This is a genomic window from Sphingobium sp. SG1 (genome assembly GCF_057063145.1).
The window spans coordinates 99,502-122,482 of the sequence record NZ_JBVVOJ010000003.1; the positions used below are offsets into that span (position 1 = coordinate 99,502).

The 22,981-nt window shown below is 66.0% G+C and carries 22 protein-coding genes; 11 read left to right on the top strand and 11 right to left on the bottom strand.

Annotated elements, in window-relative coordinates:
- Positions 1–324: a hypothetical protein gene (locus AC0KVN_RS08460; RefSeq protein ID WP_435566660.1), complete on the bottom strand. Its 324-nt coding sequence runs from the start codon at positions 322–324 to the stop codon at positions 1–3.
- Positions 325–802: 478 nt separating this feature from the next.
- Positions 803–1,444, bottom strand: a complete 642-nt coding sequence (locus tag AC0KVN_RS08465; protein WP_435566661.1) for a glutathione S-transferase family protein — start codon at positions 1,442–1,444, stop codon at positions 803–805.
- A gap of 181 nt (positions 1,445–1,625) precedes the next feature.
- On the opposite strand from AC0KVN_RS08465, the gene AC0KVN_RS08470 reads away from it, so the two are divergent.
- Positions 1,626–3,425, top strand: coding sequence for an FAD-dependent oxidoreductase (locus tag AC0KVN_RS08470; RefSeq protein ID WP_435566662.1), 1,800 nt, complete (start codon positions 1,626–1,628; stop codon positions 3,423–3,425).
- Between the two features lie 116 nt (positions 3,426–3,541).
- Here the strand turns inward: AC0KVN_RS08470 and AC0KVN_RS08475 are convergent, their stop codons facing one another.
- From AC0KVN_RS08475 to AC0KVN_RS08500, 6 genes are all read right to left on the bottom strand, one after another.
- Entirely contained in the window at positions 3,542–3,766 is a 225-nt protein-coding gene (locus tag AC0KVN_RS08475; protein WP_004207829.1) for a hypothetical protein, read from the bottom strand.
- 589 nt (positions 3,767–4,355) lie between these two features.
- Complete coding sequence (locus tag AC0KVN_RS08480; RefSeq protein ID WP_435566663.1) at positions 4,356–5,750, bottom strand: DNA-packaging protein; 1,395 nt, start codon at positions 5,748–5,750, stop codon at positions 4,356–4,358.
- 201 nt (positions 5,751–5,951) lie between these two features.
- Entirely contained in the window at positions 5,952–7,283 is a 1,332-nt protein-coding gene (locus AC0KVN_RS08485) for a M28 family peptidase (protein WP_483656060.1), read from the bottom strand.
- A gap of 55 nt (positions 7,284–7,338) precedes the next feature.
- Positions 7,339–7,539, bottom strand: coding sequence for a hypothetical protein (locus AC0KVN_RS08490; protein WP_483656061.1), 201 nt, complete (start codon positions 7,537–7,539; stop codon positions 7,339–7,341).
- 2 nt (positions 7,540–7,541) lie between these two features.
- Positions 7,542–8,111 (bottom strand): hypothetical protein, encoded by a 570-nt coding sequence (locus tag AC0KVN_RS08495; RefSeq protein ID WP_435566666.1) that lies wholly within the window; start codon positions 8,109–8,111, stop codon positions 7,542–7,544.
- 27 nt (positions 8,112–8,138) lie between these two features.
- Positions 8,139–8,477: a hypothetical protein gene (locus AC0KVN_RS08500; RefSeq protein ID WP_435566667.1), complete on the bottom strand. Its 339-nt coding sequence runs from the start codon at positions 8,475–8,477 to the stop codon at positions 8,139–8,141.
- 206 nt (positions 8,478–8,683) lie between these two features.
- Here AC0KVN_RS08500 and AC0KVN_RS08505 point away from each other — a divergent pair, with 206 nt between their 5' ends.
- The 4 genes from AC0KVN_RS08505 to AC0KVN_RS08520 all read left to right on the top strand — a co-directional run bounded on the left by AC0KVN_RS08505 (position 8,684) and on the right by AC0KVN_RS08520 (position 12,460).
- Positions 8,684–9,094, top strand: coding sequence for a DUF6924 domain-containing protein (locus AC0KVN_RS08505; protein WP_435566668.1), 411 nt, complete (start codon positions 8,684–8,686; stop codon positions 9,092–9,094).
- A 212-nt stretch (positions 9,095–9,306) separates the two neighbouring features.
- On the top strand, positions 9,307–10,245 hold the full coding sequence (locus AC0KVN_RS08510; protein WP_483656062.1) for a hypothetical protein: 939 nt from the start codon (positions 9,307–9,309) through the stop codon (positions 10,243–10,245).
- Between the two features lie 159 nt (positions 10,246–10,404).
- A complete protein-coding gene (locus AC0KVN_RS08515) occupies positions 10,405–11,076 on the top strand; it encodes a hypothetical protein (RefSeq protein WP_435566670.1) in 672 nt (223 codons plus the stop codon).
- A 166-nt stretch (positions 11,077–11,242) separates the two neighbouring features.
- Complete coding sequence (locus AC0KVN_RS08520) at positions 11,243–12,460, top strand: calcium-binding protein (protein WP_435566671.1); 1,218 nt, start codon at positions 11,243–11,245, stop codon at positions 12,458–12,460.
- A 55-nt stretch (positions 12,461–12,515) separates the two neighbouring features.
- Here the strand turns inward: AC0KVN_RS08520 and AC0KVN_RS08525 are convergent, their stop codons facing one another.
- Complete coding sequence (locus tag AC0KVN_RS08525) at positions 12,516–12,827, bottom strand: hypothetical protein (RefSeq protein ID WP_435566672.1); 312 nt, start codon at positions 12,825–12,827, stop codon at positions 12,516–12,518.
- Between the two features lie 43 nt (positions 12,828–12,870).
- Positions 12,871–14,469, bottom strand: a complete 1,599-nt coding sequence (locus tag AC0KVN_RS08530; RefSeq protein WP_435566673.1) for a M28 family metallopeptidase — start codon at positions 14,467–14,469, stop codon at positions 12,871–12,873.
- A 108-nt stretch (positions 14,470–14,577) separates the two neighbouring features.
- Here AC0KVN_RS08530 and AC0KVN_RS08535 point away from each other — a divergent pair, with 108 nt between their 5' ends.
- The 4 genes from AC0KVN_RS08535 (at position 14,578) to AC0KVN_RS08550 (ending at position 18,291) form a co-directional block, all read left to right on the top strand.
- The gene (locus tag AC0KVN_RS08535) at positions 14,578–15,360 is read left to right on the top strand and encodes a head GIN domain-containing protein (protein ID WP_435566674.1); all 783 of its coding nucleotides are present in this window, start codon (positions 14,578–14,580) and stop codon (positions 15,358–15,360) included.
- Positions 15,312–16,043, top strand: coding sequence for a GIN domain-containing protein (locus AC0KVN_RS08540; RefSeq protein WP_483656063.1), 732 nt, complete (start codon positions 15,312–15,314; stop codon positions 16,041–16,043). The genes AC0KVN_RS08535 and AC0KVN_RS08540 overlap by 49 nt, the downstream gene beginning before the upstream one ends.
- Positions 16,044–16,148: 105 nt before the next feature.
- On the top strand, positions 16,149–17,420 hold the full coding sequence (locus AC0KVN_RS08545) for an ammonium transporter (RefSeq protein ID WP_483656064.1): 1,272 nt from the start codon (positions 16,149–16,151) through the stop codon (positions 17,418–17,420).
- A 7-nt stretch (positions 17,421–17,427) separates the two neighbouring features.
- Positions 17,428–18,291: a glycosyltransferase gene (locus tag AC0KVN_RS08550; protein WP_435566677.1), complete on the top strand. Its 864-nt coding sequence runs from the start codon at positions 17,428–17,430 to the stop codon at positions 18,289–18,291.
- Between the two features lie 48 nt (positions 18,292–18,339).
- On the opposite strand, the gene AC0KVN_RS08555 is transcribed toward AC0KVN_RS08550, so the two are convergent.
- Positions 18,340–19,671, bottom strand: a complete 1,332-nt coding sequence (locus tag AC0KVN_RS08555; protein WP_004207839.1) for an MFS transporter — start codon at positions 19,669–19,671, stop codon at positions 18,340–18,342.
- Between the two features lie 187 nt (positions 19,672–19,858).
- Between AC0KVN_RS08555 and cyoA the strand changes: the two genes are divergently transcribed.
- Both cyoA and cyoB read left to right on the top strand, forming a co-directional pair.
- Positions 19,859–20,974 (top strand): ubiquinol oxidase subunit II, encoded by a 1,116-nt coding sequence (gene cyoA / locus AC0KVN_RS08560; RefSeq protein ID WP_435566678.1) that lies wholly within the window; start codon positions 19,859–19,861, stop codon positions 20,972–20,974.
- A gap of 5 nt (positions 20,975–20,979) precedes the next feature.
- Positions 20,980–22,980 (top strand): cytochrome o ubiquinol oxidase subunit I, encoded by a 2,001-nt coding sequence (gene cyoB / locus AC0KVN_RS08565; protein ID WP_026108880.1) that lies wholly within the window; start codon positions 20,980–20,982, stop codon positions 22,978–22,980.
- Position 22,981 lies beyond the last annotated feature (1 nt).

Sequence of the window (22,981 nt, forward strand, 5' to 3'; positions counted from 1 at the left end):
CTAAGCCCGGCCCATGACGCTTCGATGTAGCGCCCGCGCACACAGGAATAAAGGTCTCACATTGAAACCAAATATTGCCCAGTCGCGCGCAAATTCCGCGTCGCGCTGCTTCAGCCCATAGGCCGCCTGCCGGCTCTTCCCCACGGTCCGCGCCGCCTCGCTGACATTGCAGGTCTCGGCCAGCTCCGCCAGGAAGCGCGCGCGGTCCTTCTGCGCCCAGCCATCCCTGCGCACCTGTCGCAATTGCGTCCGCACCCCCTCGCCCGCCGCCTGCCGCTGCGCCACGCGCTCCGGCCGCCCGGCCGCCCCCTTTCGCGCCGCCATCGCCCTCTCCCCCGATTGTCCCGAACCATCGCCCCGCCGCGCGACCACGCGCCGCACGCCGCCATCGGCAGCAGCGCAGCGCGGCCTCGCCGGCACACCCAACGCCCAACGCAAAAGGGGCCGGCCCAATCGGACCAGCCCCTTTCGCCTCACCTGAAGGCAATATCTGTCAGCATCGCACACGGCGCCGGCTTCCCAAAAGCCCCGCGCCTTCAAGCACCAGCCCTCAAGGACCGACTGCAAATCCCGACCTGGAAGGCACAGCCCCAAGGCACAGCCCCAAGGCACAGCCCCAAGGCACAGCCCCAAGGCACAGCCCCAAGGCACAGCCCCAAAAGCCGCCCTCGAAAACCCGGCCGTCCACAACCCAGCCGACCCATCGCGCCACCACCGACCGAGGCCGGCGAGTCGCAATTATCGACTTTCCTCTTATCTGCCCGATCAGCGTGACGATGTCAAGCAAAATGTTCCATATGGGTTATACAGCCTTGCCCAGCATCCGCGCCTCCTGCGCCATCGCCCCGGCAAAGCTCGGCCGCGCCCGCAGCCCGTCGAGCCAGGCCTTCACCCTGGGCCAGCGGCCGTCCTTCAACCCGCTGCTGCAATAGCAGACATTGATCAGCGGACAGGCCACCGCAATGTCGGCCAAAGTGAAGCGATCCTCCACCAGCCAGCCGCTGTCGGGCAGAACCGCCTCCAGATAATCATAGATGCCCGGCATCTTCTCCGCCTCCGCCCGGTCGGCACGGGCCGGGTCATGCGGCATGTCGAGCAGCTTGCCGACCACCCGGTTGAAGAAGATGTCGACGCCCACCGGCTGGGCGATGGTGTCGGCAAATTCCTCATACCATATCGTCCGCGCCCGCGCCTTTGCCTCGGTCGGGATCAGGTTCGGTTCGGGATGCAGCACATCCATATAGGTTATGATCGCGGTCGAATCGCTGATCGCGAAATCACCATCGACCAGGGCCGGGATCTTGCCAAAGGGGGACGCCCGCTCGAACTCCGCCCCGCCCTTGCCGAACCCGGCCGGCCGCACCTCGACCGCGATCCCCTTTTCCGCTGCAAAGACAATGACCTTGCGCACAAAGGGCGACGGCCGCGCGCCATAGATGATCATGCACCCACTCCTGCTTTTCTGGTGGCGGAGCACCGATCCTGCCAGACAAGTCGCATATTGCAACGGTCCAGTCCCGTCCTGCCCGGCCCTGACCGCGCAATCCATTAGGTGTTCGACCGGAATTTCCACGCCCCCGCAAATCGGAAAGCCTTTGCAGGGGCAATCCGGGATGGGGGCGGTCATGGACAGACGCGCGTTTCTGGCGACGATGGCGGGCGCAGCGGGTGCAGCCGGCCTGGTCAGCTGCCATCAGGCCAGCGGCAAGCCGGCCGCCCTCATCCATCCGCGCCGCACCGCGCTTGCCGGGGAAGCCTGGGCCGATGCCGATGTCGTCGTCTATGGCGCCACCCCCGCCGGCGTCATCGCTGCGGTCAGCGCCGCCAATCTGGGCGCGTCGGCGGTGCTGATCGGCGGCTGGCGCGAAATCCAGCCCGGCGGCATGCTGGCCGGCGGGCTCAGCTGGACCGACATACGCGATATCGATGCAGTCGGCGGCTATGCCCGCACCACCATGGCCGCGCTGGCGGCGTCCGGCGGCATGCCGGGCAATCGCTACGCCTTCGACCCGGCCGTTGCCGCCCCCTATTTCCGCGACCTGCTCGATGCTGCCGGGGTGCCGGTCCTCTGGTCGGACGGGGTCGAGACCGTCGACCGGACCGATCGCGCCATCCGCGAGATCATCACCCGTTCGGGCGTCCGCGCCCATGGCCGCATCTTCATCGACGCCTCCTATGAAGGCGACCTGATGGCCCGCGCCGGCATCAGCACCAGGGTCGGGCGCGAAGCCGCCGACCGGGCCAATCCCTATAATGGCTATCGCGGGTCACGCTATGAGTTGCTGACCCGGACCGATCCGCCGCAAAAGGACAATATCCTGCCGATCGACCCTTTCTTCGACCAGCCGTCGGGCCGCCTGATCGCCGGGGTCGATCCCGCGCCGAACCGGCCGGTCGGCGCTGCCGACGATGGCGTGCAGGCCTATTGCTTCCGCCTGACCATGACCGATCGGCCCGAACTGCGGCTCGACCTGCCCGCCACCGCACCCGATGGCTATCGCGAGGCCGACTATGAACTGCTGTTCCGCGATTTCGACCGACGCCGGCGCGCCGGCCAGGTCTATGGCCGCGACTGGCATTTCGCCCGCGATCTGGTGAAGGCGGACGAGGTCGCGCCGGGCATCTACGACATCAACAATCGCGGCACCATGTCGCTCGACGCGGTCGGCCTCAACCGCGCCTATCCGGCGGCCGACTATGATGCGCGCGAACGCATATGGAAGGCGCATGAAAATTATATTCGCGGCTGGTTCCACGCCATGGCCCATAGCCGCGATCCCCGCATTCCCGCCGGGCTGCAACGCGATGTGCGCAACTGGGGCCTGGTGCGCGGCCGCCACACCGATTGCCATCCCGCCGACACGCCCGGCTGGTCGCCCCAGCTCTATGTGCGCGAGGCGCGCCGGCTGGACAATGGCCTTGCCTGGTCGGGCCGGGACGTGTCGAATATTGATGGCGTGCCCCCGCGCCTCCCCTCGATCGTCGCCATGGCCTCCTACTGGCAGGACAGCCACGCCGCCAGCCGCATCGCGGTCCGGGACGAACGGGGGCAATGGGGCATCGTCAACGAAGGCCATTTCATGCTGCCCGCCGGCGGCAAATATCAGCGCTCGCCGCTGCCCTTCGAACTGATGGTGCCGCATCGCGACCAATGCACCAACCTCATGGTGCCCTTCTGCGTCGCGGCGACCCACCAGGCCTTCTCCACCATCCGCATGGAGCCGACCTCGATGGCACTGGGCGAAGCGGCCGGTACCGCCGCGGCGCTGGCCGTGATCGACCGCGACCGGGTCGATATCCAGGATGTCGACACCTATCGGCTGCAACAGATGATCGTCGCCAATGGCGGCGTGATCCAGGGCGTGACCAACTGGGAATTGCTGCAGAGGAAGCTGAAGCACCGCCTCGACCGCCTGCGCGGCTGACGCCCCTCCGGCACAGGCGCCCATCCGGCACAAGCCGCCCGTCAGCGCAACGATGATCCGAACGCGCGACGCACGATGCGGACCACAATCACAGCGCCAAAGTCACAGCACCAAAATCAAAGCGCCATATCCATGCCCAGCATCCGCGCCAGCATGAAGGTGAGGGACAGGAGGCCCACCAGCGCCAGCAGCAGGGCCAGGCTGATCTTGCCGACCGCGCTCAGCACCGCCCCCTTCTGCGCCTTCCTGTCCTGCTCATAATGCCATCGGACGGCAAAGAACATGCCCGCCCCCAGCACGACGACCTTGAACAGGATGAAAACAACAGGAAACCAGTCCATGATCTTGAACACATCCCGGCCAACAAGAAACCATGTTCATCAGGATTGCCGCGACGGCAATCGAACGCCGCCTCCTATGTCGGGACCAGGGGGATGACCATGGGACATTATGCCCGCCCCGGACAGGCTCCGGCCATGCACTGCCATCGGTTTGGTCGATCGCCGCTCAGAAAAGCTGCCCTCGCCGTTCCGTCACCCCGCACTTGATCCGGGATGACGCCCATGGCGCTTGGCAGGCTTCGATCACAGTTCGACTTTTGTCGCGGCTATGAGCATCCGCAAGAGCGGAAAATCATCCAAAGGCAAAGCAAATCATTCGGAATTTAACGCATCAAAAATTGGATGAACCGGAACGTTAGCAATGGAAATGTAGCAAGTATAATTGACAACTTTATCAACCAAAATGTTATAGATACGATGTCGTCATTGGCCGGCGGTCTTGCAAAGATGTTTAAAACCCCACCAGAAAAGCTAATGCCGAGCAAAAATAATGCAACGGAAATAAAACCCAATATCAACAGGAGTGGCATGGATATTTTATTCAAAAGCATTTCTTTGCTCTCCTGCCCCAGTCTGCCTCGTGATAGGTCTAGACCGAAAGCAGACCGTCTCCAATCCACCCATTCCTCCTTCTCCGCGTCTCCGCGCGAAAATCAATCGCACCCACCGCTCCACTCAAAGCCCCCCTGACCCGCGCCTCGCCCTTCATCCCCAGCATCAGTTCGCTCAGCCCCCAGACCAGCGCATCCGCCCGATCGGGCGATCGCCCCGGCCCGACATAAGTCCCCCCCGCCAGCAGTCCGCACATCTGGTCCTCCAGTTCGGGGAAAGCCCCGCGATGCGCCACCCGCCCGGCCTCATAGAGCGCCGCCACCGGCTCGGCCCGCGCCGCCTTGCCCCGGCTGGCATGGACCAGCCGCAGCAGCAGCGTCTCCTGCGCCGCGCGCAGCACGCTCGCCACCATGTCGCCGCCATTATTGGCCTCGGCCACCACCCGGTCGGCGCCATGGCCCTGCGCCGCCTGCGCCACCGCCCGCGCCCAGCCTTCGGGCGAACAGCCCGCCACGCTCGCGTCCGCGATCACATAGCCGCGCCCGTCCCCGCCGAGGGCGACCACGACGATGCCGCACGCATCCCCTCCAGCCGTCGCCGGCGGATCGACCGCCACCACCACCCGCGCCAGCGCGCCCGGCACATGCCGCACCCGGCACGCCTCCAGCGCCGCGCGGGTCCACAGCGCCCCTTCCGCCTCCTCGATCAGCTCGCCATCCAGTTCCTGCCGCCCCAGCCGCGTGCCGCCATAAAGGCGCGTCACATCGTCGACGAAGCCGGCCGCCAGATGCGCTGCATTGTCCGCCGTCCGCCCCCGCGTCAGCACCACATCCGCGCCATCTCTCGCCACCAGCGCCCGCACCAGCGGCACCGGGCGCGGCGTCGTCGTCGCCACCACGCGCGGATCACGGCCCAGCCGCATCGCCATCATCATATTGTCCCAGGCCGGCTGCCCGCCCGGCCATTTGCCGATCTCGTCGGCCCAGCCATGGCTGAACTGCGGCCCGCGCAGGCTTTCGGGCTCCGCTACGCCGAACAGTCGCGCCTGCGCGCCATTGGGCCAGGTCAGCGTGCGCAGCGCCGGGGCATAGGCCGGCCTTGCCCACCAGGGCGCCACCGCCAGCAGCCCGCTCGCCCCCTCCACCATCACGCTGCGCGCCTCGCCTAGGGTCGCGCCGACCAGCGCGATCCGCGCCTCGGGATCGCGCTCGGCAATGGCGCGCACCCATTCCGCCCCGGCCCGCGTCTTGCCGAAACCGCGCCCCGCCATCATCAACCAGATGCGCCAGTCGCCCGCCGGCGCCAGTTGCGCCGGTCGCGCCAGGAAATGCCAGTCCCGCCCCAGCCGCTCGGCGGCATCGTCGCTCAACCAGCGCGCCAGATCGGGCCAGGCCGCCGCCTGCTCGACCCAGTCGCAATCGGCCATCTGCATCCTCGCCCCCTCCGCTTCTTCGTCATTCCCGCGAAGGCGGGAATCCATCTCCCGACCATGCCTCACGCAGGAGCCGGCATTATGCAGCCGCCCGTCCCCCAAACAGCGCGCAACAAAAAAGGCCGCCCGCAGGCGGCCTTCTTCAAAAATCTCCGCGCCTCCGCGTCTCCGCGTCTCCGCGTCTCCGCGCGAACCAGAATCCTATTTCCGCGGCGCCATCCCGCCAAAGGTCACCAGGCTCTCGGCCCCGTCCTTGGCCACCGCCGCGACGCCGATAAAATGATCGTCGACCACGATATCCTTCAGCACCGTCTCAGTTGCGCCAGTCACGACCCGGCTGTCGCTCCAGTCCTGCTTGTCGGCGCGCCGCCAATAGACCTTGTAAGCCGCAGCCCCCGGCACCGCGTCCCAGAAGACCCGCGTGTCCATCGACAGCGCGCCATCGAGCGACACCGTCGCCGGCGCCGCGGGCGCATCGGCCAGCCGCCGCAACGTCGCGACATTGAGCGCCGTCACCTTCGCCAGATAGGGAAAGTCCATGCCGTCGACCGTGTCGCCATAGACCCGGCCATTTTCGGTGCGCAGGTCCTGATGCTGCCGGTCATAATTCTCGATCCCCACCGAAAAGCGCACCGCCGGGAAGCCCAGGTCCAGGAAGGGCGAATGGTCGCCACCGCGCCCGAACCGGTCGAACCGCCGCACCGCCAGCACCTCCAGGCCGATCTTCGGGTCCGCCTGCGCAATGCCGTCGATCGCCTTGGCCAGCGCCCGCGACGGGCCGTCATCCTCGCCGCCGATCGCCCGGCGTGTCATATTCGCCTTTTCATCATCGCCAGCACGAATGCCCTCGGAAAAGACCCGCACGCGATCGGCCACCACCTGGCCATTCTGGCCCACCGTGTTGCCGACAATATCATTGTTCAGCATCGCCCGCACATGCCAGCCGCGCGCCTTGGCCGTGCTGGCAAGCAACTTGCCGCCCCACAGCCCCTGCTCCTCGCCCGACAGCAGCGCATAGACGATCGTGCCGTTGAATTTCTGCCCGGCCAGCACCCGCGCCGCCTCGATCACCAGCGCCGTGCCCGACGCATTGTCATTGGCGCCCGGCGCATCGCTGGTGATGTTCATCACATCGGTCACGCGGCTGTCGATATGCCCGGCGACGATCACCACCTCATTCGGATCACCGCTGCCCTTCTGGATCGCCAGCACGTCGACCACCTCGACGCCATCGGGCGCGCGCGGCCCGGTGAAGCGATCCGCCACCATCTCGACGGTCAGACAGCCGCCACAGCCCTTGCCGATCTTCTCGAACTCGGCCTTGCCCCAGGCCCGCGCTGCACCGATCCCGCGCTTGGGATCGGTCGCGCTCGACAGCGTATGGCGCGTGCCGAAGCTCACCAGCTTTTCCACGCTCGCCTTCAACCGCGCCGCATCGGGCGCGGACGGCGCGGCCGGCGCCGCCAGCAAGGGGGTTGCCAGAGTGGAGGAGACAAGGGCCGAAGCGGCGGCGAGCAGGATGATCTTCTTCATGGGCCGAGTGTCTTACCCGCCTGCACCGCCCTGTAAAGCGGCGGCGCCCAACCGATCAGCCCGCGCCGCTTTCTTCCCGCCCGCGCGAAACCATCACCGCCATCAGCGGCAGCACCAGCATCGGCAACGCCGCCATCGCCTTCGCCACCCACGGATGCGCGACCAGCCATTCCATCATCAGCGCGACCAGCGCCGTCCCGCCCCAGAACAACACTGCGCAAAGGCCCAGGCTGGCCAGGACGATCCCGATCCGCATCGTCATTCCTCCACCACCCGCTGCGCCGCGATCACCGCCGGATCGCTGTCGATCGCATGCAGATAGGCGGTGCGCGCGGCGGTCCCGCGCTTCAGCTTCGCCAGCCCGCGCACCTGTTCCGGCGTCAGCATGATCCGCACATAGCCGCGATCGACCAGGCACTGGTCCAGTGCCGCCTGCAATTGCGCGCGCACGTCGCTGCGCGTCATCGCCTGATATTTCGCGCCGAAATTCGCCGTCCGCCGCGCCACATTGGCGTCGTCATGATGCATGCCGATATTCGCCGCCGCCATCAGCGGGCTGGCATCGCTATCGCCGCCATAGGTCCGCAGGATCATCGTCAGGTCGACCATGCTCAGCGCATCCAGCGCCTGCGCCGTCTCCGGTCGCACCGTCACCGCGCTGTTCCGCGTCGCCTCCGCGCAGGCCCCCGCATCGCCGGCATAGTCGGCCAGCGACACGCCCGCCTTGGCCCAGCTTGTCGGCGGCGCGCCGCGCGCGCCAGCGCCCAGCATCATCACCATCGGCGCCATCAGCATCAGCGCCATCCTGCTCCGGGTCACACGCCGCATCCTCGCCTCCTCAGCCCCAATGCCCGTTCAGCGCCGCGCCTTCGCCCAGCGCCCGATCATCCAGATATGCAGCGCATGGATCGCCACCAGCCCCGCCGCGATCGCCAGCAATACCGGGATCACCATCCCCTCCTGCCCGGCGCGCGGTGGCACCCACAAAGCCATCGCGTCCACGGCCAGGATCAGGATCGTCCCCAGCACCGGCGTGAAGGCCAGCGCCACGGCCCGCGGCGCATGCCAGCTCACCGCCCCGGTCAGCGTCCATTGCATCGGCAGCCGGTCGATCGCCCGGAACCGCCGATCGGCGCGCAGCGACAGCGCGATCATCGCCCCCACCGCCGCCAACAGGATCAGCCCAACCAGCATCGCCCGATCTCCAAAGCCTCGCGCCGATCCTACCAGAAGAACCGCGCACCAGCAAAAGCCTGCCGCGCAAAGGGCAAGCGTCGACTATCTCCCGCCCTTGCTTCGCTACGCTGGCAATGACGATGTCGGATTTTGACGGGTTGCGACCACTTGCGGACATTCATACCCCGGCTATCTTTGCCGGATAGCTGACGGAGAGTAAGAAAATGATCCCTATTGATGGCGAACGAACGCCACTGGTCAGAACTGACTTTTCCGACGACCATGCGTGGGAGAGCGTCATCGACGCGGTTTCCAAGCCCTCAGTCCATGGATTTCTTGCAAACCTAAATCCGGTGAACGACCATCGTTATGATAACGCTGACCCTGTTGAACTGGCGAAGGAAGCAGATTCTAGCACAGACCTCACATTGCTCATTGTCGCAGATAGTCGCACGATGAGCGAACCACAGATGCCGTTGCTTTGCGTCGATCCCATTCCGCCCGGTGGGCAGTTCCGATGCATACCTGCTGAACTTTGGGGCGTCGAAAATAACGTGTCGCTTGCAAACATGGACTTTGGCGAATTTGCATCAGCCGTCGATGCGGATGGCGTATTTCGAGGGTTTAAGGACTAACCCTCTGAGGGACAGCGCAAATGTCTGCTTCCATAGTTATCAGGCTTAATAGCAGACTTTCCGCTAACCACCCAAAGCTACCGCCTCACCCCAGTCCGCAGTTCCCTCTCCGCGATACAGGCGCAATGTCGGCCCCTCTGGCCGCGCCCCGGCTTTTCGCCTATGCTTCGCCATGGGGCGCGCACGCGTGACGCCCCATGGCGGGAGGGTTCATGGCAGGGCATTGGGCATTCCCCTCATTCCCGCTGCGCTGCGGCCTGTCGCTCGCCCTGCTGGCGGCCATCCCGGCCCGGTCGCAGGATCATCCGCCCGCACCGGCCGCCGCCTCCCCCGCCGACAATGAGATCGTCGTCATCGCCCGCAAGATGCGCCAGGTGAAGATCGATTATGCTGCCTTCGGCACCGACCTGCGCCAATGCGTCATCACCCGTTCCAGCGGCGACGCCCGGATCGACCGGATCATGTGCGCGATGCTCAGCGCCTGCGTGCGCGAAGGCGTCAGCGATCCGGCCGGTGGCAAGGCCTGCATAAACGCCAAGATCGCCAGTTTCGAGGATGAGGTCGTGCCAGTGCCTGCGCCAGTGCCCCCGCGCGCGCCGGCCGCCGTCGCCGCCATGGCCGGCCCGCCTCCAGCCACCCCGCCCTCGTCCCCGGCCCCGCCCGACCAGCCGCCCGCCCCGCCAAAGGGGCCGCCGATCATCGTCACCGGCCGCCCCAACCCGATCCTCGCGGGCCAATGGGCGTTCAGCCAGCACCAGACCGTGATCCGCGATTTCAGCACCCGCACCCTGCCGATCCGCACCTGGAACCTGTGCATCCCCGACGGCACGATCGACGCGACGATCGAAACCATGCTGGACGACAGTTTCGCCGGCCCCGGCACGTCCAGCTATTGCCGGCAATGGAAACTGGACGGCGACGGCGCCGCCATACACGGCAATCAGCGCTGCTGGCTCGGGCCGGGGGTGCGGATGCAGGGCAATCTGGAAGGCGCAATCGGCCCGCGCAGTGTCGAGATAAAACGCAACATCCGCCTGTTCGAGGTCAATAGCGCGCCCGCCCGCGATCTGGGCAGCCCCATGGGTGGCGACGCAGAATTTCTCATGTCGATCACCGGCACCCGCGTCGGCAATTGCAGGCCCCGGCGCTGAGCGCACCAGACCGCGGCGTCGCAAAATCGGCAGCCGTTCCGATCGCGCCTTGCCATTCCGGCAAGCCAGTGCATAGGCGCCACCAGGAAATGTTCCGCTGGGCCACAGAGGGCGTCTCCCACCATTGGTTCTGAATCCATCCGGAAGGGGGACAATATTTTGCGTTATTCCGCTTTGGTGATCGTCTTTTTCACGACGTCGGCGCTGGCCCAGACCGGCAGCATCATCGACCATCGGGCTGCCAACATCCCGGCGGGAAAGACGCTCGGCATCGCCGAAAAGCGCCATATCATGCAGGATTTCGCCGCCTGCACGGTCCGGCGTTGGCGCCATGGCGTGGAACGCTATCTCGACACCGTGCCGGAATCTGTCGAGGCCCAGACAATGGGCGCGCGGCTGGCGACGGAGGACTGCCTGATCAGCGGTCAGATGCAATTTCAGGAAGCCCTCTATCGCGCCGCCGCTTATGAGGCGATGTATCGCGTCACCTTCGCGCGTCAGGGCGTGTCCGATTTCACGTCCGTGCCGCCGATCGATTATGCGCAACCAGGCGCGCCCACGGACGAAGCGGCATCCGCACGGGCAACCCTGCGCCGCCTGGCCGACTGCGCCGTCCGCCACGGCCCGCTCGAAGCGCGCGCGCTCATCCTCTCGCCGATCGGCGGACCGAACGAAAGCGCCGCCTTCGCCGCCGTCACGCCGATGGTTTCGGCCTGCATGCCCGCCGACGCCACGGTCAATTTCTCGAAGATCAGCCTGCGCGGTTATGTTGGCGAGGCGCTCTATCGCCTGTCGATGGCGGCGCGAGGCGCCAGCGCCCCGTCATCCTGAGGATGCGACAGGCCGCGCCAGACCGCGCCAGCACCATAAGACAAGCCCTGCGCAATTGGCCGCCATGCTTTCCAAGCCCGGCGGATCGATATAGTATCGCGCGCACAAATCCGCCGTCCCGTCATCGGTCTCGCGCCAATAGGGGACTGGAGAAGGATCAACCGTCATGGCCAATCGCTACGGAACCAAGAATAACAATATTCTGAGCGGCACCACCGGTCGCGACCGGATCGTCGGACGCGGCGGCAATGACATTCTCTATGGCCGCGGCGGCCGGGACGTGCTGCTCGGCGGATCGGGTGGAGACCGCATCCATCTCGGCATTGCCAGCCGCTATTCGGACGTGTTCGGCAGCCGGATCGACGGTGGCGAGGGCACCGACCTCGCTTATCTCTACCTCAGCGAAATGACGCAGAAGCTGAAGATCCTGCCCAATTTCGAACGCATCACCGCCGACGCGGACGACGGCACAGCCCCGCGCACCCTGGTCACGATCCACGGCATCGAAGTGCTGATCGCCTATCTGGGCACGGGCGACGATTATGTCCTGCTCGGCCCTCGCGAGGCGATCATCCGGGCCGGCGATGGCAGGGACAGGCTGATCGGCGGCGACATGCACGACGATTTCAGGGGCGATGGCGGCGATGACGTGCTGTTCGGCCGGGGCGGCGGCGACAGCCTGGATGGCGGCGCGGGCACGGATCTCATCCTTGGCGGCGCCGGCGCGGACGACATTGTCGGCGCCGACGGTGCCGATCGCCTATATGGCGGCGATGATCGCGATACGCTCTCGGGTGGCAACGGCGATGATCGCATCCATGGCGATGCCGGCGATGACATACTCTATGGCGGGTCGGATGCGGACATAATGTTCGGCGATGATGGCGCCGATATCCTGTGGGGCGAATGGGGCGACGACCGGATTTATGGCGGCAGCGGCAATGACCAACTCGATGGCGGTGAAGGCCGCGACATAGTGGACGGAGGCGCCGGGGACGATGCCGTCGCCGGCGGCGCGGGCAATGACAGGATCTATGGCGGCCTCGGCGCCGATCGCCTGCTCGGCGGCGCCGGCAAGGATCGCTTCGTCTGGCGCGACCTCGCCGAAGGTGGCGATACCGTCCGCGATTTCGAACAGGGCGTGGATCGGCTGGTCGTGGCCGGCCGCGCCGTGGGTGGCCTGACCAGCGTGGACGACAGCAATTTTTCCAGCAATGCCAACGGCGTGGCAATCGATGCCAATGATCGATTCCTCTATGCGCAGAACAGCAGGATGCTGTTCTTCGATCCCGATGGCAGCGGCGCGGCCCCCGCCACGCTGATTGCCCAAATTCAGTTCAGCGTCGGCATCCAGCTTTACGCCAGCGACATCGTCATTGGATGAAGCCGGCGTCGCGAAGGCGCCCCCGCCAGCGAAGGCAAAACCCATAATCGATGGATTATCTTATTTCGTCCATCTGTTCCCTGGCCGCTCTGGCTTCGGCGCAAAATTCCCTCGCCTCCCGGCAGCGCCGCTCCATCTTCTCGACGGCCTCCTTCCATTGCTGCAAAACATAGGGGTCTCCCGCGATCGAGGGAGAGAATATCCGTCGGCCCGACGGCACCGATGCAGCCCCGCCCGACGACATGGCAGAAGGCGGCATCTCCTGCCGATGCGCCGCGCGCTGCGACACCCCTATGCCCAGCAGGAAAAAGCCCGCCGCCCCCACCACCAGCCCGCATCCGGTCAGCACGCGCCTGGCCTGGTTCATGATCGCCTCCGCCGCTCGCCCTGCGCCCTATTTTACGAACCGCCTATTTCACGAACCGCTTGAAGAAGCTGTCGCTGTTCCAACTCGGCCGCGTGTCCGCATTGGCGACCCGCAGCGTCACCGCGGTCACATAATCGTTCAGCTTCGCCGTCTCGGCCGGCATCACCGGCTGGTTCGCGTCGTCGAAGGGCGAATGATAGATGTTCGCGCGCCACGCCTTCTCCACCGTCGCTTCCGGCGTCCCGGCCTTGAAGCCATATTTGAAGAACAGCGCCGGTATCCCCTCGCGGATGAAGGCATATTGGTCGGACCGGATGAAGACGTTCCGGTCGGGGAAGGGATCGGGCGTGATCGGCAGGCCCATCGCGTCGCTCACCGCCGCCGCATCCTGGCCCAGGCTGCTCTGGTCATAGCCGACCGGGGTCACGCTGGTCAGCTTGAAGATCGGCAGCGCCATGTCGAAATTGAGGTCGGCGACGATGCTCTTGCTCGGCACGGTCGGCCGCCGCGCGAAATAGCGCGATCCCAACAGGCCCTTTTCCTCGCCGGTGACGATGGTGAACAGGATGGATCGTTTCGGCTTCACCTTGCTCGCCTTCAACGCCTTGGCGATCTCGATCAGGCTGGCGACGCCCGACGCATTGTCCAGCGCGCCATTATAGATGGCGTCGCCCTTGATCGGCGTGCCGACGCCATAGCCGTCCAGATGCGCCGACAGCACGACATAGTCCTTGGCCAGCTTGGGGTCGCTGCCCGGCATCACCGCCACCAGATTGGGCGAGGACAAGGCCACCCGTTTGGCCGCGACCGCGGCCTTGAGCCGCAGCGTCAGCGGGAAGCTGGCGACCGGCTTCGACGCATCGGCCGCCGCCGCGATCGCCGCGAAATCCTGGCCGCTGCCGGCGAACAGGTCGGCCGACCGGGCCGGATCGAACTGGGCATTGAGGAAGGGCGTCTGCGTGTCGCGCATCGCCACATCCTCATAATAGACCGCCGGCGCGCTCGCCAGCGCCTTGCGCCGGTCCCAGGGAATCTCGACCTGCCCCGGCGTCACCAGGCTGATCATGCCGACCGCCCCCTGCGCCGCCAGCCAATGGCCCCGTTCCGATCGGGCATGGGATTTGAGCGCGCCGCTGATCTCCGCCGGCCCGCCCGAAACGACCACCACGATCTTGCCCTTCAGGTCCAGCCCGGCAAAATCGTCATGGCCCACTTCGGGCAGATGCAGGCCATAGCCCGCAAACACCATCGGCGCGTCGATCGCGCCAGGCACCGGGCCGCCGCTGCCGGAAAAGATGATGTCGCCCGGCACCGCCAGCGCCGTCTCGCCACGCGCGCCGACCAGGCTCGCCCTGCTCTCGCCCGACAGCACCGTCTGCTCGACAAAGGCGATCGGCTGCTTGTAGCCCTCGACCCCGGCGGGTTTCAGCCCCAATGCCTGAAACTGGCCGATCACATAGTCGGCCGCCTTGTCATAGCCCGGCGTGCCGGTGCCGCGCCCCTGCATGTCGTCCGCCGCCAATATCTGGACATGGCGCCACCATGTCGCGCCGCGCGCCGCCAGATCATCCTCAGCCGGCGCGGCGCTGGCCGCCGCTCCCATCATCGCGACCAGCGGCAGGGCGGAAAACAGCTTGCGCATCGGTGGAATACCCTTCTTTTATCCTGCAGATATCATGCCTTATCCTGCCCGACGAACAAGGGGGCTTGGAACCGCCACGGCAAGAGTGTATTGTAAAGATAATACAGCATGGAGATAATGATGCCGCGCCTGCCCCTGTCCCACCACCTGACCCTCGCCACCCTGCTCGCCATCGGCCTTGCCACCAGCGCCTGCTCGCGCGGCAACGACCATCAGTCCGGCGGCGGCAACGGCGACTCCCCGGCCGCCGCCAGCACCCCGCAGGACTGGGCAAAGCTCAGCCAGTTCAGCCGCATCGACGTGACCGGACCTGACAATGTCGTCGTCACCATCGGCCCCAAATTCTCGGTCACCGCCGATGGCGATCCCAAGTCGGTCGCCCTGCTCGACATCCGAGTGAAGGCCGACACGCTCCAGATCGGCCGCAAGTCCGAAGGCATGTGGAACAAGGTCGACGGCGGCAAGGGCGCGACCATCCATGTCACCCTGCCCGCGATCCGCGCGATCGACGTCACCGGCTCGGGCGACTTCACCCTCGACAAGGCGGAAGGGAGCGAACTCGCCCTCTCGCTCACCGGCTCGGGCGATCTCGACATCGGCCAGGTGAAGCTCGGCAGCCTCAAGGCGGAAATCACCGGATCGGGCAGCATCACCCTCGCCGGCACCGCCGATCAGGGCGAATTGTCGATCACCGGCACCGGCGACATCGACGCCGCCGGACTGAAGCTCGGCCGTGCCGCCGCCGAAGTCATGGGCACCGGCGACATGGACTTTGCCTCCGACGGTCCGGTCGCTATCAAGATCTTGGGCACCGGCGACGTCAAGGTGAAGGGCAAGGCGCAATGCACGACGAACACGATGGGACCGGGCGAAGCGCATTGCGGCCCCTGATGCTGGCAGCGGCGGCGGCACTGGCCGGGGCTTCCCCCGCCGCCGCCGCCACCCGCGGTTATACCATCACCAGCTTCGACCAGATCCGCGTCGACGCCCCTGTCACGGTCATCATCACCACCGGCACCGGCGTCTCGGCGCGGGCGGAGGGGGACCAGCGCGCGCTCGACCGGCTGCGCGTCGATGTCTCGGGCCGGCTCGCCATCATCTCGATGGAGCGGCCCGAACCGGGTGAAAAGGGTCTTGGCCCCGCCACCATCCGCCTTTCCACCGGCGAAGTGAACCGCGTCGTCCTGACCGGCGGCGGCGCCGTCGCGGTCAGCGCGATGAAGGGCCTCAATGGCGAGATCGTTCAGGGCGGCAATGGCGATGTCAGCGTCGCCTCGCTCCAGCTCGACAATCTCCAGGTCACGCTCGCCGGCGGTGGCCGCACCACGCTCGCCGGCACCGCCGGCGTCGCCAATCTGCGCATCAGCGGCCCCGGCGCGATTATCGCCGACCATCTGGTCGCGCGCCAGGCCGCGATCCTCAACGATGGCTCGGGCAATGTCGCCCTCACCGCCAACGGCCCGGTCAGCATCCGCTCGACCGGATCGGGCGATGTCAGCGTCGCCGGCCGGCCGATCTGCACCGTCGAAAATCAAGGCACCGGCCGCATCCAGTGCGGCACCGAGGGCTTTTGAACGGCACGGCCGCGGACCATCCCGCCGGAACATTGCCATGCTTATGGAAGTCTTTACCCTGCCCGCGCTAGTCAGGGCGACCTGACCCCAACCGGACCTTCCTCCATGCGCCCAGCCCTTGCCCTGCCCGTCCTTGCCGCCCTGTTGCTGGCCCAGCCGGCCGCGGCCCAGGTGGCGGCGCCCGACAGCGGCGACACCGGCTGGATGATCGCCTGCGCCCTGTTGCTGCTGCTTGCCGCGCTGCCGGGCCTGATGCTGCGTCATGCGGGGCTTGCCAATGTCCGCCACGGGCTCGCCGCGATGGCCCAGACGCTGGTCGCTGGCGCGACGATCCTGCTCGGCTGGGGTCTTGCCGGCTACAGCCTTGCCTATGCGCCGGGCAGCGAATGGCTGGGCGGCGGCAGCAATCTGCTGCTCGCCAATCTCGCCCCGCTGCGCGACGGCCTCACCGTGCCCGAATCCGCCTTCGTCCTGTTCCAGATGGGCTTTGCCGTGCTGGCCGGCGCCATCGCCGTCGGCGCGATCGCCGGCCGCGCCCGCCTTGGCTGGGTCGCCGCCTTCGCGCCGCTCTGGCTGCTGCTGGTCTTCGCTCCCATCGTCCACTGGATGTGGGGCGGCGGCTGGCTGGCACAGCTTGGCGCGATGGACTTTGCCGGTGGCCTGGTCGTCCATGTCCTGGCCGGCTTCTCCGCCCTTGCCCTCGCCCTCGTCGCTGGACGCCCCCGCGATGCCCAGGGTGGCGGCCATGCCCATATCCTCGCCATCGCCGGCGGTGCGCTCTTCTGGGTCGGCTATGCCGGTGCGGTCGGCGGCTGGGCGCTGGGCGCCACCGACGATGCCGCCACCGCCATCCTCAACCTCTTCTTCGCCGCCTGCGCCGCCAGCCTCGGCTGGGCACTGGTCGACCGGCTGCTCGGCGCCCATGCCAGCGCCACCGGCCTGCTGTCGGGCGCCATTGCCGGCCTCGCCGCCATTTCCGCATCGGCCGCCCTGGTCGGCACCGGCGGGGCGATGCTGATCGGCCTCGCCGCCGCGATCATCGCCCGCATCGGCGCCGGCTTCGCGAGCGCCTGGATCGACGATCCCGCCCATATCTTCGCCGTCCATGGCCTGGGCGGCGCGACCGGCACGCTGCTGCTGCCGCTGTTCGTCCTGCCGCTGCTTGGCGGGGTCGGGTTCGACGCCGGCATCACCGCCACGGCCAGCCTGCTCGCCCAGGCGATCGGCCTGGTCGTGATTGCACTCTGGGCGCTGGTCGGCACCGCCATCGCCGCGCTGATCGTCTCGATCCTGGTGCCGCTGCGCGCCACGCCCCAGGCCGAAGCCGATGGCCCGGACGCCGTCGAACATGGCCAGCAGGGCTGGGACTTCCGCTGATCCCGCCATGGCCGTCGCCGTCGCCATCTTCGCCCATCAGGAGGAACGCCGGATCGCCGGCTGCCTCGGCTCGCTGCCGCTCGACCGCCCGGACACGATCTTCCATGTGCTGGTGAACGGCACCACTGACCGCACCGTGGCGCGTGCCCGCGCCGCCGCCGCCGGCCGCGCCCATGTGATCGTCCATGACATCGCCGCCGGCGGCAAGTCGCGCACCTGGAACCATTTCGTCCACCACCTGCTCACCGGCACGGAGGACGCCGTCATCTTCCTCGACGGCGATGCCCAGATCGCGCCCGGATCGATCGACGCGCTGGTGGCCGACCTTGCCGCCCACCCGCAGGCCAACGCCGCCGCCGGCATGCCGGTCAATGGTCGCGAAGTGGAAACCTATCGCCGCAACCTGCGGATCGAGCGCGGCATCTTCGGCGATCTCTATGCCCTGTCCGGCCGCTTCGTCGCCGCCATCCGGGCGAGTGGCCTGCGCCTGCCCGACGATCTGGTCGGCGACGACGGGCTGGTCGCCTCCTGGGCGCATACCGATCTGGCAAGCGATGCCGACTGGCAATTGGAGCGGGTGCTGGCCTGCGAAGGCGCGGGCTTTGCCTGCGAACCGGTCGGCCTCACCCGGCCGCTGACCTGGCGGATGCATTACAAGCGGCTGATCAACTATTCGGTCCGCTATTATCAGAACCGCATCGTCTCCGACATCATGAGCCGGGTCGGTCCCGCCGGCCTGCCGCGCGAACTGGTCAGCCTCTATCCCGACTGGCTGCCGCGCTGGCGCCCCCGTCCCGGCCCGATCGGCTGGTTCGACCACAAGGGCCTCGCTCGGATGAAGGCACGGGTCGCAGCGACAAAAAAAGCGTGACCGGCCGGGCCGATCACGCTTCCCATTTTGCAAGGCCGTCAGCCGGGATCAGCGATCCCGCGCCGCCAGTTCCTTGTTGACATAGAGCGCCACCATCGTCGCAATCGCGCCCGACAGCAGGTAGATGCCCGACGCTGCCAGGCCGAACTTCACCGACAGCAGCAGCGCCAGCAGCGGCGCGAAGCCGGCACCGACCAGCCAGGCCAGATCCGACGTCAGCGCCGAACTGGTATAGCGCGCCTCGGTCGCGAAGTTGGACGCCACCACGCCCGACGACTGGCCGAACGCCAGGCCCAGCAGCATGAAGCCCAGGATCATGAAGGCGACCTCGCCCAGATCCCCGCCATTGAGCAGCAGCGGTGCCACCACCGCGAAGATCGCGATGCCTAGAGCCGACCAGCCGAGCAGCGAGCGACGACCAATCTGGTCGGCGATGAAGCCCGACACCACGATCGCCAGCAGGCCGACCGATGCGCCGATCATCTCGATCACCAGGAAGCGATCGATCGGCTGATCGGTGAACAGCACCACCCAGCTGAGCGGAAACACGGTGACCATGTGGAACAGGGCAAAGCTCGCCAGCGGCGCGAACGCACCGATGATGATGTTGCGCCCTTCCGCCTTGACCGTCGGCAGAACCTGCGACGGCACCAGATCCTTCTGCTCGAACAAACGCTCGAACTCATGCGTCACCACGATGCGCAGCCGGGCGAACAGCGCCACGACGTTGATCGCGAAGGCGACGAAGAAGGGATAGCGCCAGCCCCAGTCGAGGAAGTCCGCTTCCGACAGCGTCAGCAGGAAGAAGGCGAACAGACCGCTCGCCACCAGCAGCGCCAGCGGCGCGCCGAGCTGCGGCACCATCGCATACCAGCCACGCTGGTGCGGCGGCGCGTTGAGCGACAGCAGCGACGCCAGGCCATCCCATGTTCCGCCCAGCGCAATGCCCTGCGCCGCGCGCAGGATCACCAGAACGACAGCGGCATAGTGGCCAATCGTCGCATAACCGGGCATAAAGGCGATCGCCGCGGTCGACCCGCCCAGCAGGAACAGGGCCGCCGTCAATTTGGTCCCGCGGCCATAGCGCCGGTCGATCGCCATGAAGATCAGCGACCCGATCGGACGCGTGATGAAGGCGACGGCAAAGATCGCGAAGGAATAGAGCGTGCCCGTCAGGGCATCGACATAGGGAAAGACCAGGTTCGGAAAAACGATAACCGAAGCAATGGCGTAAACGAAGAAGTCGAAAAATTCGGAGGTGCGGCCAATGATCACACCAATGGAGATGTCTCCCGGTGCAATGCTGTGGTCGCGTGCATTGATTTTGCGCGCATCATCCTCAAGCGAACTGGAGGTGAAGGCAATGGCCTGTGAAGTCATAGGCATCCGCTCCCTGGCTGGGCCGACGGTGCCTGTTTTGGGTCTCCCGACGGCCAGAGAATGGCAACATAACAGAAAACCCACAGAGTCTAAGCAGTATCCCACATGGGAAACATTTTTTGCGTCCGCACATAATTGGACAAATTGCCCACTATCGCATGGCGTGCGGAATCGGTAACCGCGCGCCATGTCACACCCTCTCTCACCCAACTGGAGCCGGCTTCTGCGCTGGTCCTCCGCGATCCTTGCGGCGCCGCTGGCGGGCTGCAACTGGGTCGTGATGAACCCGTCGGGCGACATTGCGGTGCAGCAGCGCGATCTGATCCTGATCTCGACCGCGCTGATGCTCCTCATTGTCATCCCCGTCATGGCACTGGTCGTCTATTTCGCCTGGCGTTACCGCGCCGCGAACAAGGCGGTCGAAAAGGAATATGACCCCGACTGGGATCATTCCACCAAGCTGGAGCTGCTCATCTGGTCGGCCCCGCTCCTCATCATCATCTGCCTGGGCGCGCTGACCTGGGTGAGCACCCACAAGCTGGACCCCTATCGTCCACTCGACCGCATCGACGCGCAGACCGCGATCGATCCCAAGGTCAAGCCGCTGGTCGTCCAGGTCGTGGCGCTCGACTGGAAATGGCTCTTCATCTATCCCGAACAGGGTATCGCCACCGTCAATGAAATGGCGCTGCCGACCAATGTTCCGGTCCGTTTCGACATCACTGCCTCGACCGTGATGAACAGCTTCTACATCCCTGAACTCGCCGGACAGATCTATGCGATGCCCGGCATGAAGACGCAGCTCCACGCCGTCGCCAACAAGCCGGTCACCGGCACCGGCTTCTCCGCCAACTATTCGGGCGCGGGCTTCACCCACATGCGCTTCGGCTACAAGGCGCTGGACCGGGCCAGCTTCGACGCCTGGGTCGCCAAGGTGAAGGCCAGCAATGCGTCGCTCGACCGCAATGTCTATCTGAACCTGGCCAAGCCCAGCGAAAAGGCGCCCGTCGCCTATTTCTCGGCCGCCGATGCCAAGCTGTTCGACGCGGTCGTCAATCTCTGCCCCAAGCCCGGCCAGCGTTGCATGGGCGAGCTGATGCACATCAACCAGATGGGCGGCGCGGGCAAGGAGTCGGCCAAGGAGACCGAAGGCCTCCAGTACGACTTCCCCAACAGCCATGTGATCGACCAGACCGATCGCAACGAGGGCAAGGAAACCGCCCCCGATGCACCCGGTGCCGAAAAGGCCCCGGCCGATCACTCCTCTCACAGCGGCGCTGACGCGCACGCGCAGCATCGGTAAGAGACATGACCGGTACACTCACAACAGCACAGATGATCTTCGGTCGTCTGACATGGGACGCGTTCCCATGGCATGAACCCATCGTCGTCGCGACATTCTGCGCGGTGGTGCTGGGCGGCGCGGCCGTCGTTGCGGCGCTGACCTATTTCAAGCTCTGGGGCTATCTCTGGAAGGAATGGTTCACCAGCGTGGACCACAAGAAGATCGGCATCATGTACATGGTGCTCGGCCTTGTCATGTTCCTGCGCGGCTTTGCCGACGCCGTCATGATGCGCCTCCAGCAGGCGCTCGCCTTCAACGGGTCCGAGGGTTACCTCAACGCCCACCATTATGACCAGGTGTTCACGGCCCACGGCGTGATCATGATCTTCTTCGTGGCGATGCCGTTCATCACCGGTTTGATGAACTATATCGTCCCGCTGCAGATCGGCGCCCGCGACGTCAGCTTCCCCTTCCTGAACAATTTCTCGTTCTGGATGACCACGGGCGGCGCGGTGCTGGTGATGGCCTCGCTGTTCCTCGGCGAATTCGCCCAGACTGGCTGGCTCGCCTATCCGCCGCTTTCGGGGATCGACTATAGCCCGGCCACGGGTGTCGACTATTATATCTGGGCCCTGCAGGTGGCAGGCGTCGGCACGACATTGTCGGGCATCAACCTGATCGCGACCATCGTGAAGATGCGCGCGCCGGGCATGTCCCTCATGAAGATGCCGGTGTTCACCTGGACCTCGCTCTGCGCGAACATCCTGATCGTCGCTTCCTTCCCGATCCTGACCGCCACTTTGGTCCTGCTGTCGCTCGACCGCTATGCTGGCACCAACTTCTTCACGAACGACTTCGGCGGCAACCCGATGATGTACGTGAACCTGATCTGGATCTGGGGTCACCCGGAAGTCTACATCCTCATCCTGCCGCTGTTCGGCGTCTTCTCGGAAGTCACCTCGACCTTCTCGGGCAAGCGCCTGTTCGGCTACACCTCGATGGTCTACGCGACCTGCTGCATCATGGTGCTCTCCTACCTCGTGTGGCTGCACCACTTCTTCACCATGGGCTCGGGCGCCAGCGTCAACAGCTTCTTCGGCATCACGACGATGATCATCTCGATCCCGACGGGTGCGAAGCTCTTCAACTGGCTCTTCACCATGTATCGCGGCAAGATCCGTTTCGAGCTGCCGATGATGTGGACCGTCGCCTTCATGCTGACCTTCACGGTCGGCGGCATGACCGGCGTCCTGCTCGCCGTTCCGCCGGCGGACTTCGTGCTGCACAACTCGCTGTTCCTGATCGCGCACTTCCATAACGTGATCATCGGCGGCGTGCTGTTCGGCCTGTTCGCGGCGATCAACTACTGGTGGCCCAAGGCCTTCGGCTTCAAGCTGAACGTGTTCTGGGGCAAGGTCAGCTTCTGGTGCTGGCAGGTCGGCTTCTGGCTCGCCTTCACCCCGCTGTACATCATGGGCCTGATGGGCGTGACCCGCCGCATGCGCGTGTTCGACGATCCGTCGCTGCAGATCTACTTCGTCATCGCCGCGATCGGCGCCGCCATCGTCGCGGCCGGCATCGGCGCGATGCTGCTTCAGTTCGCCATCTCCATCTGGAAGCGCGACGAACTGAAGGTCGAAGGCGATCCGTGGGATGGCCGTACCCTGGAGTGGGCGACCAGCTCGCCCCCGCCGGAGTATAATTTCGCCTTCACGCCGGTCGTCTATGACGCCGACAGCTGGGCGGACATGAAGAAGAATGGCTATCAGCGTCCGCTGACCGGCTATCAGGCGATCCACATGCCCAGCAGCACCGGCGCCGGCGTCATCCTTGCCGCCCTGTCGACGCTCTGCGGCTTCGCGCTGATCTGGTACATCTGGTGGCTCGCGGGCCTCAGCTTCATCGGCATCGTCGCGGTCGCCATCGGCCACACCTTCAACTACAAGCGCGACTTCTACATCCCCGTCGAGGATGTGACGCGCACCGAGGAAGAGCGCACGCGAATCCTCGCCGCTGGAGTCTGAC